Origin of the sequence: Streptomyces sp. NRRL WC-3626 (assembly GCF_000718785.1) — a bacterium.
Classification (GTDB): Bacteria; Actinomycetota; Actinomycetes; order Streptomycetales; family Streptomycetaceae; genus Streptomyces; species Streptomyces edwardsiae.
In genome coordinates this window covers 1-16,816 of record NZ_JOCA01000001.1, presented here as the reverse complement: position 1 = coordinate 16,816, position 16,816 = coordinate 1, and the positions used below count along the sequence as shown (strand labels likewise).

Annotated in this window: 13 protein-coding genes; 11 read left to right on the top strand and 2 right to left on the bottom strand. The window is 73.1% G+C overall.

Annotation, left to right across the window (positions count from 1 at the left end; translation table 11 throughout):
* Positions 1–3: 3 nt before the first annotated feature.
* Positions 4–1,110 (bottom strand): Rv2578c family radical SAM protein, encoded by a 1,107-nt coding sequence (locus IF28_RS0100065; RefSeq protein WP_078620783.1) that lies wholly within the window; start codon positions 1,108–1,110, stop codon positions 4–6.
* Positions 1,111–1,269: 159 nt separating this feature from the next.
* Here IF28_RS0100065 and IF28_RS0100060 point away from each other — a divergent pair, with 159 nt between their 5' ends.
* The 11 genes from IF28_RS0100060 (at position 1,270) to IF28_RS0100010 (ending at position 16,354) form a co-directional block, all read left to right on the top strand.
* The gene (locus tag IF28_RS0100060) at positions 1,270–1,713 is read left to right on the top strand and encodes an SRPBCC family protein (RefSeq protein ID WP_030211807.1); all 444 of its coding nucleotides are present in this window, start codon (positions 1,270–1,272) and stop codon (positions 1,711–1,713) included.
* Positions 1,714–1,868: 155 nt separating this feature from the next.
* Positions 1,869–4,256 carry an MFS transporter gene (locus IF28_RS0100055; RefSeq protein ID WP_030211804.1) on the top strand — a complete coding sequence of 796 codons (2,388 nt, stop codon included), beginning with the start codon at positions 1,869–1,871 and terminating at the stop codon, positions 4,254–4,256.
* A 145-nt stretch (positions 4,257–4,401) separates the two neighbouring features.
* Complete coding sequence (locus IF28_RS0100050; protein ID WP_030211801.1) at positions 4,402–6,849, top strand: SpoIIE family protein phosphatase; 2,448 nt, start codon at positions 4,402–4,404, stop codon at positions 6,847–6,849.
* A gap of 143 nt (positions 6,850–6,992) precedes the next feature.
* Positions 6,993–7,718 (top strand): class I SAM-dependent methyltransferase, encoded by a 726-nt coding sequence (locus IF28_RS0100045; protein ID WP_030211798.1) that lies wholly within the window; start codon positions 6,993–6,995, stop codon positions 7,716–7,718.
* Positions 7,719–7,820: 102 nt separating this feature from the next.
* Positions 7,821–8,654, top strand: a complete 834-nt coding sequence (locus IF28_RS0100040; RefSeq protein ID WP_030211795.1) for a M55 family metallopeptidase — start codon at positions 7,821–7,823, stop codon at positions 8,652–8,654.
* Entirely contained in the window at positions 8,647–9,951 is a 1,305-nt protein-coding gene (locus IF28_RS0100035; protein ID WP_030211793.1) for a M20/M25/M40 family metallo-hydrolase, read from the top strand. Before IF28_RS0100040 ends, IF28_RS0100035 begins: the two co-directional genes overlap by 8 nt.
* Before the next feature lie 4 nt (positions 9,952–9,955).
* Positions 9,956–11,920 carry a prolyl oligopeptidase family serine peptidase gene (locus IF28_RS0100030; RefSeq protein ID WP_030211790.1) on the top strand — a complete coding sequence of 655 codons (1,965 nt, stop codon included), beginning with the start codon at positions 9,956–9,958 and terminating at the stop codon, positions 11,918–11,920.
* Complete coding sequence (locus IF28_RS0100025) at positions 11,917–12,849, top strand: S66 peptidase family protein (RefSeq protein WP_030211789.1); 933 nt, start codon at positions 11,917–11,919, stop codon at positions 12,847–12,849. Before IF28_RS0100030 ends, IF28_RS0100025 begins: the two co-directional genes overlap by 4 nt.
* A gap of 22 nt (positions 12,850–12,871) precedes the next feature.
* Positions 12,872–13,426, top strand: coding sequence for a GNAT family N-acetyltransferase (locus IF28_RS0100020; RefSeq protein ID WP_030211786.1), 555 nt, complete (start codon positions 12,872–12,874; stop codon positions 13,424–13,426).
* 32 nt (positions 13,427–13,458) lie between these two features.
* A complete protein-coding gene (locus IF28_RS0100015; RefSeq protein WP_051713584.1) occupies positions 13,459–14,358 on the top strand; it encodes an arginase family protein in 900 nt (299 codons plus the stop codon).
* Positions 14,359–14,398: 40 nt separating this feature from the next.
* Positions 14,399–16,354 (top strand): DUF5107 domain-containing protein, encoded by a 1,956-nt coding sequence (locus IF28_RS0100010; protein ID WP_030211780.1) that lies wholly within the window; start codon positions 14,399–14,401, stop codon positions 16,352–16,354.
* A gap of 9 nt (positions 16,355–16,363) precedes the next feature.
* Here IF28_RS0100010 and IF28_RS0100005 read toward each other — a convergent pair whose 3' ends face one another.
* Positions 16,364–16,711, bottom strand: a complete 348-nt coding sequence (locus IF28_RS0100005; RefSeq protein ID WP_030211771.1) for a VOC family protein — start codon at positions 16,709–16,711, stop codon at positions 16,364–16,366.
* Positions 16,712–16,816 lie beyond the last annotated feature (105 nt).

The window sequence follows — 16,816 nt, the reverse complement described above, 5'->3', positions numbered from 1 at the left end:
CGCCTAAAGAAGGGTGAGTTGGGTCGGCTCCGTCGGCTCCGCCGTCGGGGGGCCGGCGGCTTCGGCCGCACGGAGGCGGTGGGGCATCTCCGTCGGCTCCGCCGTCGGGGGGCCGGCGGCTTCGGCCGCGCGGAGGCGGTGGGGCATCTCCGTGTGCGTGGGGCCGATGCCGTACTCCTGGGCCAGCTCGTGCACCTGGCGGGTGATGCGGCGCTGGTACCACTTCGGAGCGTAGGCGCCGTCCGCGTACAGCCGCTCGTAACGGGCCACCAGATACGGGTGGTGCCGGCCGAGCCAGGACATGAACCACTCGCGGGCGCCCGGCCGCAGATGCAGCACCAGCGGGGTGACGGAGGTGGCGCCCGACGCCGCGACGGCCCGCACGGCCGCCCGCAGTTGCTCCGGGCGGTCGCCGAGGAACGGGATCACCGGTGCCATCAGGACCCCGCAGCCGATGCCGTGCTCGGTGAACGTCCTCACCACGTCCAGGCGCCGCTCCGGCGCCGGGGTGCCCGGCTCGACGGTGCGCCACAGCGCCTCGTCCACGAAGCCGACCGAGACCGAGACGCCCACGTCGGTCACCTCGGCCGCCTGTCGCAGCAGCGGGAGGTCCCGCAGGATCAGCGTGCCCTTGGTGAGGATCGAGAACGGGTTGGCGTGGTCGCGCAGGGCGGCGAGGATGCCCGGCATCAGCCGGTAGCGGCCCTCCGCGCGCTGGTAGCAGTCGACGTTGGTGCCCATCGCTATGTGCTCGCCCTGCCAGCCGCGCGACGCCAGCCGATGGCGCAGCAGCTCGGGCGCGTTCACCTTCACCACGATCTGGCTGTCGAAACCCAGCCCCGTGTCCAGGTCCAGATAGCTGTGCGTCTTGCGCGCGAAGCAGTAGACGCACGCGTGGGAGCAGCCGCGGTACGGGTTCACCGTCCACTCGAACGGCATACGGGACGCCCCCGGCACCCGGTTGACGATCGAGCGGGCCCGGATCTCGTGGAACGTGATGCCGGCGAATTCGGGTGTGTCGAAGGTGCGGGTCGTGACCGCGTCCGCGCCGAACAGCGCGGAGTCGGCCCTGCTGTGTTCGGACTCCGGTGAGAGGTTCTCCCAGCGCATGACGCCTCCTCGGTATCGCTGAGGCACACAATAGAACAAGTGTTCCCTTGATCGTGCGAGCGACATCTTCGGTCACATACGGAACCCCGATTTGGGCGGCCGGGCCCGGGGGTGGTTGGCTTGCCCCGACCCCGATAACCCATGCCCTGGAGGATTGCGATGGCGCAGGTCGAGGCCACTACGGAGCGGATCGTCGCGGCGGACGCGGAGACGGTGTTCGACACGCTCGCCGACTACAGCGGCACCCGCGCCGAACTGATGCCCGAGCAGTACAGCGAGTACGAGGTCCGCGAGGGCGGCGACGGCGAGGGCACCCTCGTGCACTGGAAGCTCCAGGCCACCAGCAAGCGCGTCCGTGACTGCCTCGTCGAGGTCACCGAGCCGACCGACGGCGAGCTGGTCGAGAAGGACCGCAACTCCTCCATGGTCACCACCTGGCGGGTCACTCCGGCCGGCGAGGGCCGCTCCCGGGTCGTCGTGGCCACCGTCTGGAACGGTGCCGGAGGCATCGGAGGCTTCTTCGAGAAGACCTTCGCGCCCAAGGGCCTCGCCCGCATCCACGACGCCCTGCTGGCCAGGCTGGCCGCCCGGGTCGAGAAGTGAGCGGCCACAACGCCTCGTAGGGAGTGGGGAGTTGACTCCTCACCGGTTCGAGTGATCTCGATACGGTCCTTCTCTGTCCCGTAACTCTCCGCGCTTGCTCGTAGTTGTCGCTTTTACGCGGGAATCGTCCGGCGGCGCGACGAGGGGAGCGGCACGTGGGCGGGATCACTCTGACGCAGGACGAGCCGGCCACGGCAGCACCGGCCGGGGGCCCGCCGCCCCCGGCCCCGGTGGCCGGACAGGGCCTGAGCCCGCGCCGGGTCCGGTTCGTCTTCCTCGCGCTGATGCTGGCGCTGCTCCTCGCCGCCCTGGAGCAGATGATCGTCGCCACCGCGCTTCCGAGGATCGTCGGCGAGCTGCACGGCCTGGACAGGATGTCCTGGGCGATCACCGCCTATCTGCTCACCGCCACCGTCGGACTGCCCGTCTACGGCAAGCTCGGCGATCTGCTCGGCCGCAAGGGCGTCTTCCAGTTCGCGATCCTCGTCTTCGTCGTCGGCTCCGCGCTGGCCGGCCGCGCGTCCACCATGGACCAGCTGATCGCCTACCGCGCGGTGCAGGGCGTCGGCGCGGGCGGTCTGATGATCGGCGTCCAGGCGATCATGGCCGATATCGTGCCCGCGCGGCAGCGCGGCCGCTTCATGGGCCTGATCGGCGCCGCCTTCGGCCTCGCCTCCGTCGCCGGACCGTTGCTCGGCGGCTACTTCACCGACCATCTCTCCTGGCGCTGGTGCTTCTACGTCAACGTGCCGTTCGGCCTCGTGACCATGGCCGTCGTCGCCGTCGTGCTCAAGCTCCCCAAGCCGGCCGCGCGGGCCCGCTTCGACGTCCTCGGCACCCTGCTGCTGGCAGCCTCCTCCACCTGCCTGGTGCTGCTGACCAGCTGGGGCGGCACCGAGTACGCCTGGGGCTCCCGCACGGTGCTCGCACTCGGCGCGGGCGCCGCCGTGAGCGCCGTGCTCTTCCTCGTCGTCGAGCGGTTCGCCGCCGAACCCCTCATCCCGCTGCGGCTGTTCCGTGACTCCGTCTTCAACGTCAGCGCCCTGGTGGGGCTGGTGATCGGCGTCGCCCTGTTCGGCGCCGCCAGCTACCTCCCGACGTATCTGCAGATGGTCGACGGGGCCTCCGCCACCGAGTCGGGACTGCTGATGCTGCCCATGATGGGCGGCATCGTCGGCGCCTCGGTCATCTCCGGGCAGCTCATCAGCCGCACCGGCCGCTACCGGTGGCACCCCGTCACCGGTACCGCCCTCGCCGTCGTCGGCATGTGGCTGCTGTCCCGCCTGGAGACCGGCACGCCCCGGCTGCACTACAGCGTCTGGATGGCCGTCCTCGGCGCCGGTATCGGCATGGTGATGCCGGTACTGATCCTCGCCGTGCAGAACTCCGTGCGCCCCGCCGACCTGGGCACCGCCACGAGCGCGAACAACTACTTCCGGCAGATCGGCGGCAGCGTCGGCGCCGCCGTCTTCGGCACCCTCTTCGCCGGCCGGCTCACCGACGCGCTCGAGGAGCGCCTCCCCGCCCACGCGGGCGCCGCCCCCGACGCCGAGTCGATCACCCCCGAGCTCGTACGCGCGCTGCCGCCCGAGCTGCGCGACGCCTACGTCCAGGCCTACGCCGACGCCATGCCGCGCATCTTCCTGTACCTCGTGCCGGTGCTCGTCCTCGGCCTGCTCATCGCCTTCTTCCTCAAGGAGAAACCGCTGGTGTCCCACCACACCCCCACCGCCGACCCGGCCGACCTCACGGCACACGTGCCGCACGCCCGTTCCCCGCACACCGGTGGCATCCCCGTCTGCGGGACCGTGCAGCATCCCGACGGCACCGTCGTACCGCGCGCCGCGCTCACCCTCATCGACGTCACCGGACAGCAGACCGGACGGGGCGCCAGCGGCGCGGACGGCCGGTACGCGCTGGCCACGCCGGGACCGGGAGCGTACGTCCTGATCGCCGCCGCGGGCGGCCACCAGCCGCAGGCGGTCTCCGTGACCGTGGGCGAGCGGCCCGTCGAACTCGATGTCGTCCTCGGCGGCGCGGGCCGCCTCGCCGGTACGGTCGTCACCGCCGACGGCACACCGGTGCGGGACGCGGCCGTCACCCTCACCAACGTCCACGGGGAGGTCGTCGCGAGCACCCGCAGCGGCCGCGAGGGCGGCTACGTCATCACCGAGCTGGTGGCGGGGGAGTACACGCTCGCCGCGAGCGCGCCCGCGTTCCGTCCCGCCGCCCTCCCCGTCACCGTCCAGGCCGCGCGTGAGACACGTCAGGACGTCGAGCTGGCCGGCGGGGCCGTGCTGCGCGGCACGGTGCGGGCGGGCGGCGGACGGCCCGTCGAGGAGGCGCGGGTGACCCTGCTGGACGCGGCGGGCAACGTCGTCGACACCCTCACCACCGGACCCGACGGCACCTTCCGGTTCGTCGACCTGTCCTCCGGCGAGTACACCGTCATCGCCGCCGGTTATCCGCCGGTCGCGACCGTGCTCCAGGTGGCCGGCGGCGGCCGCACCGAACGCGACCTCCAGTTGGGGCACGAGGACTGAAACGGTCGCTCACGCGCGGGAACGCGCGCCGGTGCGAGCACGGGCGGGCAATTCCCGCGTTGGCACACATCGTGGCCGACCGTGCCCGTACGGTTGGTGACGGCGGTACAGATCTTGCGCAGCCGGGGGAGAGAGGGCCTGGGCCATGGACCGTGGCACCGAGCGGGACACACCTCCGGACGACCGCGCGCCCGACGGCACGGCGAGCACCGGCCGTATCCCGCTGGCCGTGGTCGTGGTCGACCGCGACGGACTCGTCTCCCATTGGAGCAGGGGTGCGCGCCGTCTGTTCGCGCTCCCCAGGGAGGAGGCGCTCGGCATCCCGGCGGTCGACCTGCTGCCCGTGACCGGCGCCCTGCCCGAGGAGCCGGGGGAGACGGGGGACGAGGAGCCGTACGGGACCTGCGACGGTCCGGGACCCGGCCTCGGCGCCTCACTCGGCGGAGGCCTGTCCTACCCGGCGGCGGGCCGGGCCCGGCTGGCCGCGGACGGGGCCGGACGGGTCGACGTGCTGTGGTGGGCCTACCCGCTGGTCGGCCCGGGAAGCGAGCGGCTGCTGGTGCTGGCCGCCGACGCGGACGGGCCGCACACGGACGGGGCCGGGACGTTCGAACGCATCGCGCCCGGTTTCGCCCGGCACACCGACCTCCCCGGCGCCGAGGACCTGGCCCGGCGGCTCCCCGAGATCCTCCCCAGCATGAGCGTCGGCGACGGCGCCCGCATCGCCGCACAGGTTCTCGAACTGGGCTATCCCATACTGGAGTTCAGTCAGAACGACCGGGTGCCGGTGACCCCCGACTGGGGTGTGCCCCGGCGCGCCGAACGCCGTGAGCGGCGCGAACGGGCCGCCCGTGCGCTGGCGGCCGGTGAACCGGTCCCCGCGGAACTGCTCGACGAGAGCGAGGACCTGGAGTACGCGGCCGTCCGCGAACGCCTGGAGTTCCTCAACGAGGTCAGCTCCCGCATCGGCACCTCCCTCGACCTGGCCCGCACCATCGTCGAGGTCAGCAAGGCCGTCGTGCCCCGCTTCACCGACGTCGCCGGCACCTATCTGCGCGAACAGGTCGTCGCCGGCGAGGGATTCGACGAGGGCGTGCCGGACACCACCACCATGTGGCACCGGGTCGCCCTGGAACACACCGACGAACCCGGCCGCTGGGACGACGTCGTCCCCGTCGGCGAGGCCATGCCCTTTCCGGCGCACACCCCCTTCTTCCAGTGCATGACCACCGGCGAACCCGTCCTCGTCCCGCGCATCAGCGAGGAGATGGGCCACGCCGTCGCCTCGCAGTTCGAGAAGCGGGACATCCGGCCGCTGATCACCGGTCGCTCCATGCTGGTCGTCCCGCTGAAGGCACGCCAGGTCGTCCTCGGCTTCATGATCCTGCTGCGCCATCCGGAGCGGCAGGTCTTCAACGACATGGACCGGGTCACCGGCGCCGAACTCGCCGCCCGCGCGGGCCTCGTCCTCGACAACGCGCGCATGTACACGTACCAGGAGAACGTCGCCGAGACACTCCAGGACAGCATGCTGCCGCACATCCCGCCGCGCATGGCGGGCTGCGACATCGCCACCCGCTATCTGCCGGGCACCCTCCTCGGGCGCATCGGCGGCGACTGGTTCGACGCGGTCAAACTGCCCGGCGCCCGCACCGCGTTCGTCGTCGGCGACGTCATGGGGCACGGACTCAACTCGGCGGCCATGATGGGGCAGCTGCGCACCGCCGTGCAGACCATGGCCGCGCTCGACCTGCCGCCCGCGCAACTGCTGCGCAACCTCGACGACCTGGCGCAGCGGCTGGGCGACACCCATCTCGCGACCTGTCTGTACGGCGTCTACGACCCCATCGCGAGCGAACTGTGCCTCGCCAACGCCGGACACATCCCGCCGGTACTGGTGCGCGCCGCCGACGGCCGCAGCGAACTCCTCGACCTGCCCACCGGGGCGCCCATCGGCGTGGGCGGGGTGCCCTTCGAGGCGGTGCGGTTGCCCGTGGAAGCCGGCGACCGGCTGGTGATGTGCACCGACGGACTGGTCGAGGTGCGCGGCGAGGACATCGGTGTCGGGCTCGCCACGCTCTGCGAGTCCGCCGCCCATCCGGCCGCCTCCATGGACGACGCCTGCGACACCATCATCCGCGCGCTCAACACACGCGGCGGCCGCAAGGACGACGTGGCGCTGCTGATGGCCCGCCTCGGCGGCATCGAGCCCGACGACGTCGCCGAATGGCGGATCGCTCCCGAGCCGTCAGAGGCCGGCCGGGCCCGCGCGGTGGTCCGCGAGCAGCTGTACGAGTGGGGCCTGCCGAAGCTCGTCGACAGCGCCGAGCTGATGGTCAGCGAACTCGTCACCAACGCCGTACTGCACTCCCACGGCCGCCCCGTCGCCCTGCGGCTGGTGCGCGGCGACACCCTGCTGTGCGAGGTGGAGGACGACGACCACGAACTGCCGACGCTGCTGAACGCCCGGCCGACGGACGAGTTCGGGCGCGGACTGCGCGTGGTCAGCACCCTCGCCAGGGAGTGGGGCACCAGCCGGACGGCGGCCGGCAAGAGCGTCTGGTTCGAGCTGACTCTGCCACGCCGACGCTGAACACCGGTGGTACAGGGGCGCGTTCCGGGAGCGAACGCGCCGTGAAAGAACGCGCCGCGCGCTTGTCCGCGCGCCCGGAGCGCGATACACCGTACTCGCCCGTCGCACGGGGCGGGCCGGCGTCGCACCCTGGGGAGTCGGGCATGAGCGTGACCAGTCGGTACCTGGAGGCATGGGAGGGGTTCTGGCGCGAGGCGCCGGACGAACCGGGGGCGGTGTTCTGGGACGCCGAGCCCGCGCTGACCGCCGCCCGCCATCTCGCCCTGTTCGAGCCGCGGTTGACCGACCCCGGGCTGCCCCTGGTGGACCTCGGCTGCGGCAACGGCACCCAGACCCGTTTCCTCGCCGACCGGTTCCCGCGGGTGATCGGCGCCGACCTGTCCGCCGCCGCGCTGGACCGCGCCCGCGCCGCCGACCCGGCCGGGCAGGCGGTGTACCGGCGGCTGGACGCCGTGGAGAGGACCCATGCGCAGGCGCTGCACGCCGAACTCGGCGACGCCAACCTGTACATGCGCGGTGTGCTGCACCAGTGCGAGGCCGGTGACCGGCAGGCGCTGGTGGACGGCATCGCCGCGGTGGTCGGCGAGCGCGGCCGGGCCTTCCTCGTCGAGCCGTCCGAGGCGGCGGGGTCCGTTCTGCGCGATCTCGCGACGGGCCCCGGCGGTCCGCCGCCCAAACTCGCGCCCGTTCTGCGGCACGGCATAGCCCCCGGCGAGGTCGCCGACGCGGCGGTGCCCGGGTACCTCACCGCGGCCGGACTGACCGTGCTGGCGACCGGCGCCCTGCCACTGACCACGACCGAGCACGGCCCCGACGGCATCCGCATCGAACTCCCGTCGACCTGGTACGTGACGGGTCGCGCCGCATGAGGTAACCCCTGATGAGAAGGCATGTCACCTTCACTGGTCTGGACCTGTGGGAGTTATCCACAGGCTGGCCGGGATTCGCCGGAACCACGTAGCGTGTCCCGTATGAAGATCCTCATCAGCGCCGACATGGAGGGCGCCACCGGTGTCACCTGGCCGGCCGACGTGCTGCCGGGGACTCCCCAGTGGGAGCGGTGCCGGTCCATGTTCACCTCCGACGTCAACGCCGCCGTCCAGGGCTTCTTCGACGGCGGCGCCGACGAGGTGCTGATCAACGAAGCCCACTGGACGATGCGCAACCTGCTCCTCGAGCAGCTGGACGAGCGGGCCCAGATGCTCACCGGGCGGCACAAGTCGCTGTCCATGGTCGAGGGCGTGCAGCACGGCGACGTGGACGGCATCGCCTTCATCGGCTACCACGCGGGCGCCGGCATGGAGGGTGTCCTCGCCCACACCTTCCTCGCCAACTCCATCACCGGCGTCTGGATCAACGACGTACGGGCCAGCGAGGGCCTGCTCAACGCGCATGTGGTCGCCGAGTACGGGGTGCCGGTCGTCCTCGTCACCGGCGACGACGTGGCCTGCGAGGACGCGCTCGGCTATGCGCCCGAGGCGCTGAAGGTCGCCGTCAAGGACCATGTGTCCCGGTACGCGGCGGTGTGCCGCACCCCCGCCCGGACGGCCGCCGACATCCGCGCCGCGGCCAAGGACGCCGCCGCGCTCGCGGTGCGCGGGGAGCCGGTCGACGGCGGGCCCTTCACCGTCGCGGTGGAGTTCGACGCCGAGCATCTGGCGATGGCCGCCACCGTCGTGCCGGGCGTCACCCGCACCGGCGAGCGGAAGGTGGCGTACACCAGCGGGACCATGTACGACGGGATCCGCACCTTCAAGGCGGTCACCACGATCGCCTCGGCCGCGGTGGAGGAGCAGTATGGCTGACGAGCGGGCCCTGGACGAGGTCGTGACGTTCACGTCCGACCTGATCCGGATCGACACGACCAACAAGGGCGGCGGCGACTGCCAGGAGCGTCCCGCCGCCGAGTACGCGGCCGCGCGGCTCGCCGAGGCCGGTCTCGAGCCGGTGCTGCTGGAGCGCACCCCGGGCCGCACCAACGTCGTCGCCCGGCTGGAGGGCAGTGACCCGTCCGCCGACGCGCTGCTCGTCCACGGGCATCTGGACGTCGTCCCGGCCGAGGCCGCCGACTGGAGCGTGCACCCGTTCTCCGGGGAGGTCCGCGACGGCGTGGTCTGGGGGCGTGGCGCCGTCGACATGAAGAACATGGACGCGATGATCCTCGCCGTGGTGCGGTCCTGGGCGCGCGAGGGCATACGGCCCCGGCGCGACGTGGTGATCGCGTTCACCGCGGACGAGGAGGCCAGCGCCGAGGACGGCTCCGGATTCCTCGCCGACCGGCACGCGCACCTCTTCGAGGGCTGCACCGAGGGCATCAGCGAGTCCGGCGCGTTCACCTTCCACGACGGCGGCGGCCGGCAGATCTACCCCGTCGCGGCCGGCGAGCGCGGCACGGCCTGGATGAAGCTCACCGCGCGCGGCCGGGCCGGACACGGCTCCAAGGTCAACCGGGAGAACGCGGTGACGCGGCTCGCCGCCGCCATCACCCGCATCGGCGAGCACGAGTGGCCGCTGCGGCTCACCCCGACCGTGCGGGCCGCGCTCACCGAACTCGCCGCCGTGTACGGCATCCGGACGGACCTGTCCGACGTGGACGCGCTGCTGGAGAAGCTCGGCACGGCCGGCAAGCTCGTCGAGGCCACCGTCCGCAACAGCGCCAACCCGACGATGCTCGACGCCGGCTACAAGGTCAACGTGATCCCTGGGGAGGCCGTGGCGCATGTCGACGGCCGCTATCTGTCGGGGGCCGAGGACGAGTTCCGGGCGACCATGGACCGGCTCACCGGGCCGGACGTCGACTGGGAGTTCGCGCACCACGAGGTGGCGCTCCAGGCGCCGGTGGACACGCCCACGTTCGCCCGGATGCGGGCCGCCATCGAGGAGTTCGCGCCCGAGGGACATGTGGTGCCGTACTGCATGTCCGGCGGCACGGACGCCAAGCAGTTCTCCCGGCTCGGCATCACCGGCTACGGGTTCGCGCCGCTGAAGCTGCCGGAGGGCTTCGACTACCAGGCCCTGTTCCACGGGGTCGACGAACGGGTGCCGGTGGAGGCGCTCCGGTTCGGTGTCCGCGTCCTCGACCGGTTCATGCGGACGGCCTGAGCGGATGAGGGAGACAGTGACGACCCTGGCGTACGGCGAGTGGCCCTCGCCCATCGACGCGGCGACGGCCGCGGCCCATGACGGCAGCCCCGAGTACACGGGCTTCGTCGGGGACGAGGTGTGGTGGACCGAACCCCGGCCCACCGAGGCCGGCCGGCGCACCCTCGTACGGCGACACGCCGACGGCACCGAGGAGCCGGTCCTGCCGGCGCCGTGGAACGTGCGGACCCGCGTCATCGAGTACGGCGGCCGTCCCTGGGCGGGCACCGTGCGGGACGGCGCCCCGTTGGTGGTGTTCGCGAACTTCGCCGACCAGCGCCTCTACCGGTACGGGCCCGGCGGCGAGCCCCGTCCGCTCACGCCCGTGTCCCCGGTCGGGGAGGGGCTGCGCTGGGCCGATCCGGTCCTGCTGCCGGAGCGCGGCGAGGTGTGGTGCGTCCTCGAGGAGTTCACCGGCGACGGCCCCAGCGATGTGCGCCGGGTCCTGGCCGCCGTACCGCTGGACGGCTCCGCGGCGGGGGACCGGGACGCCGTACGGGAACTGAGCGACGGGCGGCACCGGTTCGTCACCGGGCCGCGCCTGTCACCGGACGGGCGGCGCGCCTGCTGGATCGGCTGGGACCATCCGCGCATGCCGTGGGACGGCACCGAGCTGCTCGTCGCCGACGTCGCCGCCGACGGCACCCTGCGCGACGCCCGCACGGTGGCGGGCGGGCCCGAGGAGTCGATCGCCCAGGCCGACTGGACCCACGACGGCCGGCTGCTGTACACGAGCGACCGCACCGGCTGGTGGAACCTCTACCGGGACGGGGAGCCGCTCTGCCCGCGCGAGGAGGAGTTCGGCGGACCGCTGTGGAAGCTGGGCCACAACTGGTTCGCCCCGCTCGACGGCGGGCTGGTGGCGGTCCTGCACGGCCGGGGCGCCCCCGTGCTCGGCATCCTCGACCCCGAGACCGGCGAGGTCGTCGACGCCGTCGGCCCCTGGACCGAGTTCGCCCCCTCCGTGGCGGCCCTCGGGGAACGGGTCGTCTCCGTCGGGGCCGGGCCGCGCAGCGGTCACGAGGTGGTGGAGCTGGACACCCGCACCGGCCGCGCCCGGGTGATCGGCGCCCGCCACCAGGACGCCGTGGACCCCGCGTACTACCCCGAGCCGCAGATCCGCACCTTCACGGGACCGGACGGCCGGGAGATCCACGCCCAGCTCTACCCGCCGCACCACCCCGGACACACCGGCCCCGCGGGCGAGCTGCCCCCGTACGTCATCTGGGCGCACGGCGGCCCCACCGGCCGGGTGCCGCTGGTGCTCGACCTGGAGATCGCCTACTTCACCTCGCGAGGCATCGGCGTCGCCGAGGTCAACTACGGCGGCTCCACCGGATACGGGCGGGAGTACCGCAACCGGCTGCGCGGGCAGTGGGGCGTGGTCGACGTCGAGGACTGCGCCGCCGTCGCGCTCGCCCTCGCCGACGAGGGCACCGCCGACCGTGACCGGCTCGCCGTCCGCGGCGGCAGCGCCGGCGGCTGGACCACCGCCGCCTCGCTCACCGGCACCGACGTCTACGCCTGCGGCACCATCAGCTATCCGGTGCTCGACCTGGCCGGCTGGGGCACGGGGGACACCCACGACTTCGAGTCCCACTACCTGGAAAGCCTGATCGGGCCGCGCGCCGAGGTTCCCGAGCGGTACACGCGGCGCTCGCCCGTCGAGCACGCCGACCGGCTCTCCGTCCCCTTCCTGATGCTCCAGGGACTGGACGACGTGATCTGCCCGCCCGCCCAGTGCGAGCGGTTCCTCGCCCGGCTGGCCGGCCGGGGCATCCCGCACGCCTACCTCACCTTCGAGGGCGAGGGACACGGCTTCCGGCGGGCGGAGACCATGGTGCGCGCCCTGGAGGCGGAACTGTCCCTGTACGCCCAGGTGTTCGGCATGAAACCGCCCGGCGTACCGACCCTGGAGCTCGAAGCATGACCCCGGTGGAAGCACTGCGCCGGCCGGCCCGGCTCGCCCCCGGCGCCCGGGTGGCCGTGGTCGCCCCCAGCGGTCCGGTGCCCGAGGAGCGGCTCCAGGCCGGGCTCGACGTGCTGCGCGGCTGGGACCTCGACCCGTTCGTCGCCCCGCATGTCCTGGACCGGCACAGTGAGTTCGGCTACCTCGCGGGCACCGACGCCGACCGGGCCGCCGACCTCCAGTCCGCCTGGTGCGATCCCGCCGTCGACGCGGTGATCTGCGCCCGCGGCGGCTACGGCGTCCAGCGCATGGCCGACCTGCTCGACTGGGACGCCATGCGGGCCGCCGGACCCAAGGTCCTCGTCGGGTTCAGCGACATCACCGCGCTGCACGAGGCGTTCGCCGTCCGGCTCGGCCTGGTCACCCTGCACGGACCGATGGCCGCGGGCGTCGACTTCATCAAGAGCGAACGGGCGCAGCGGCATCTCAAGGCGACCCTCTTCGCCCCCGAGACGGTCCGCACCCTCCACTCCGACGGCACCGCGCTCGTCCCCGGCCGGGCACGCGGGGTCACCCTCGGCGGCTGCCTCGCCCTGCTCGCCGGCGACCTTGGCACCCCGTACGCCAGGCCCGCCGCGCGCGGCGGACTGCTCTGCCTGGAGGACGTGGGGGAGGAGACGTACCGGCTCGACCGCTACCTCACCCAGCTGCTGCGGGCCGGGTGGCTGGAGGGGGTGTCCGGGCTGCTGCTCGGTTCGTGGGCGGAGTGCGGGCCGTACGACGGGGTGCGGGCGCTGCTCGCCGACCGGCTCGGCGGTCTCGGAGTGCCGGTGGCCGAGCAGTTCGGGTTCGGCCACTGCGACGACGCGCTGACCGTTCCGTTCGGCGTCCCGGCCGAACTCGACGCCGGAGCGGGCACGCTGACGCTGGACGAACCGGCGCTGCGCTGACCGTCCGTCGTAGGGTGGCAGGGTGCCGCACACCGCTTCCCGCTACCTGGCCGAAGGCCCCCGCGTGGGCCTGCGTCACTTCACCCACGCGGACGGCGCCGAGTTCACCGCCCGCGCCCGGGAGAGCAAGGACCTGCACCACCCCTGGCTGTTCCCGCCGGACAGCCAGGCCGCGTACTCCGCGTACGCCGGGCGGCTGATCGAGGACCGTACGAAGGCCGGGTTCCTGGTCTGCGAGAAGGACGCGGACGGGGCCCTCGCCGGATTCATCAACATCAACAACATCGTCGAGGGCGGCTTCCTGTGCGGGGCGCTCGGCTACGGCGCCTTCGCCCACGCCGCCGGGCGCGGGCTGATGCGCGAGGGCCTGGACCTCGTGGTGCGGTACGCCTTCGGACCGATGCGGCTGCACCGGCTGGAGATCAACGTGCAGCCCGGCAACGCCGCCTCCATCGCCCTCGCCCGCGCCTGCGGATTCCGTCTGGAGGGCTTCTCCCCGAAGATGCTCTTCATCGACGGCGCCTGGCGCGACCACCAGCGCTGGGCGAGGACCAGTGACAGGGACACGGGCCGTTGAGGACCGGACCCCCTTGAGCGAGGATGATCCGCATGCGCAACATCGTCGTGGTGGACGCCCCCTCCAACCTGGGCCTGCGCCCGCCCGCCCCCGGCACCGTGCCCGGCTGCTACAAACTGGCCGGCGCGCTGCGTGAGCAGCGGATCGTCCAACGACTGCACGCCGAGGAGGGCGGGGTGGTCGTGCCGCCGCGCTACGACCGGGGCGACTGGCAGGAGGGCGACGGCGTCTTCAACGCGGCCGCTCTCGCCTCCTACACCGTCGAACTCGCCGACCGCGTGGAGCACCACGTGCGCGCCGGTGATCTGACCGTCGTCCTCGGCGGTGACTGTTCCGTCCAGCTCGGTGCCACGCTCGCGCTGCGCCGCGTCGGACGGTATGGGCTGGTCGCCCTGGACGCCTCCCCGGACTTCCGGCACCCCGGCAGCGCCGACGGGGTCGGCGCGGCAGGCGGCGAGGAGGTCGCGCTGGCCACCGGGCGCGGGCAGAAGGACCTCACCGACCTGGAGGGGCTGGGGCCCTATCTGCGCGACGAGGACGTGCGGTTCTTCGGCATCCGCGACTACTTCGAGGAGGACCGCGCCGAGCTCGCCGCGCTGAAGATCCCCGTCGTCACCGTGGGAGACCTGCGCGCGGGGGACGCCGGCGAACTCGCCCGCGCCGCCGCCCGGTCCTACGCCGCGCCCGGACTCGACGGCTTCTGGGTGCATCTGGACGCCGATGTCCTCGACCCGGCCGTCATGCCCGCCGTCGACAGCCCCGACCCCGACGGATTGCAGCCCGCCGAACTCCTCGCCCTGCTACGCCCGTTGCTCACCTCCCCGTACTGTGTCGGCCTCACCGTCACCATCTACGACCCCGACCTCGACCCGGACGGGACGGCGGGCGCGCTCCTCGCCGACACGGTGGTCTCCGCCTTCGCGGAAACCTGACGCGCGGCGCCCCTGTTCAGGCGGGCACGCGGAGGCTTCCATGGAGATCGTGACGACGATCCGACGTGAGGTACTGACGCTGCCCGCCGCACTCCTGGGCCCCGACAACCCGCTGCCGCCCCTGCGGCCACTCGACGAGACACACCGCATCGAGGACCGCGACAAGCGGGATCTGCCGCGCGACATGGCCCGGCAGATCGGCTACGAGCCCCTGCACGGTCTCCTGCCCGTCCGCGTGCGCGACGGCTACGACCGCCGCCGCGAACCCCGCGCCCTCGACGCCCTCGTCATCGAGAACGACCGGCTGCGCGCCACCGTGCTGCCCGCCCTCGGCGGCCGGATCTCCTCCCTCGTCCACACACCCACCGGCCGTGAACTCCTCTACCGCAACCCGGTGTTCCAGCCCGCCAACTTCGCCCTCAACGGCGCCTGGTTCTCCGGCGGCGTCGAATGGAACATCGGCGCCACCGGCCACACCACCCTGTCCTGCTCACCCGTCCACGCCGCCCGCGTGCCCGCCCCCGACGGCGGGGAGATGCTGCGCCTGTGGGAGTGGGAGCGGCTGCGCGACCTGCCCTTCCAGGTCGACCTGTGGCTGCCGGACGGCTCCGACTTCCTGTACGTCGGCGTCCGCGTCCGCAACCCGCACGAGAAGCCGGTGCCGACCTACTGGTGGTCCAACATCGCCGTCCCCGAGGAGTGCCGGGTCCTCGCCCCCGCCGAGGACGCCTACCACTTCGGCTACGAGCGGCGGCTGCGCAGGGTGCCCGTCCCGGAGTACGACGGCGTCGACCGCACCTACCCGCCGAACAGCACGTACGCCGCCGACTACTTCTACGACGTCCCCGGACACCGCAGACGCTGGATCGCCGCACTGGACGCCGACGGCCACGGCCTCGTGCAGACCTCCACCGACGTGCTGCGCGGCCGGAAGCTGTTCGTATGGGGCGGCGGGCCCGGCGGCCGCAGCTGGCAGCAGTGGCTCACCGAGCCCGGCACCGGCGGCTACTGCGAGATCCAGGCGGGCCTCGCCCGCACCCAGCTGGAACACGTCCGGCTGGACGCGGAAAGCGAGGTGTCCTGGCTGGAGGCGTACGGGCCGTTCGAGTCGCGGCCCGAGGGGGAGTGGAACGGCGTACTGACCGAGGCGGAGAACCGGCTCGAGGCGGTCCTGCCGCGCGCCGAGGTCGACGCGGCGTACGCGGCCTGGCAGCCGTACGCCGACACCGAACCCGGTGAACGGCTCGCCACCGGTTCCGGCTGGGGCGCCCTGGAGGTGCTGCGGGCCGGCTGGAAACTGCCCGGCACACCCTTCGACGAGAACACCGTCGACGAGGAGCAGCGGCCGTGGCTGCACCTGCTGCGCGCCGGCTCCTTCCCCGAGCCGCCCGGCGGCCTCCCGCCCGGCGGGACGCTTGTCGCCCGGCACTGGCGCGACATGCTGGAGACCGCGCCCGCCACGCCCCTCACCGAGTACCACCTCGGCGTCGCCCAGTGGCACGCCGGCGACCGGGCGCAGGCCGTACGCAGCTGGGAGCGCGGGCTGCGGCACGCCCCCGCGGCCTGGCCGGCGCTGCGCTGCCTCGCGGTCGCCGACCAGGAGGACCGCCACCTCGAGCGGGCCGCCGAGCGTTACACGGACGCCTTCGACGACCTCTGCCGGGTGCGCGGCGGCGACATCCCGTGGACCGCCGTCACCGCCGCGCTCGGACGGGAGGCGATCGAGGCACTGCTCGCCGTCGGCCGCATCGCGGACGCGCGCTCCGTGTGGCAGCGGCTGGACCCCGCGACCCGGGCCCGCGGCAGGTTCCGGCTGGTCGAGGCCGGGCTGCTGCTCGCCGAGGGGCGGGTCGAGCGGGCCCGTGCCGTGTTCGACGCGGGCTTCGAGGTCGCCGACCTGCGGGAGGGGGACGAGGTGATCGGCCTGCAGTGGGCGGGCGTCACCGGCGAACCGCTGCCGGAGCACTACGACTTCCGGATGCGGCCCACGCCGTGAACCCGGCGGTCAGGCGTGGCGGTCCGCGTACTCGTAGACCGCCCCGTCGGGGTGCCGGGCGATGAGGTTGCGGCCCACCGGCGTCGGCAGCGGACCCGCGAGAATGTCGGCGCCCATCTCGGCGAGCACCCGCCCGGTCTCCTCGACGTCGTTCACCGCGATGGTCGCGGCGACCTTGCGCAGCACGTCCAGCTCGGCCGCGGGGCCGCTCATCAGCAGGAAGCAGCCCACCGCGGCGACGTGGACACCACCCCGCTCGAACCGGAGGGCCGTACCGCCCGCCAGCCGCTCATAGAAGGGGATGGCGGCCTCGATGTCGCCAACGCAGACACGCAGTGTGGCACCCAGAATCTCCATACCCCGACCCTAGTTGCGCCCCCCGACCCCCCTCACCCCCACCCGCCCCCTCCGCCCTCCGCGGGCAGTCGTGCCGCTGGGGCGGCACGGGTGGGCGCGACGGCA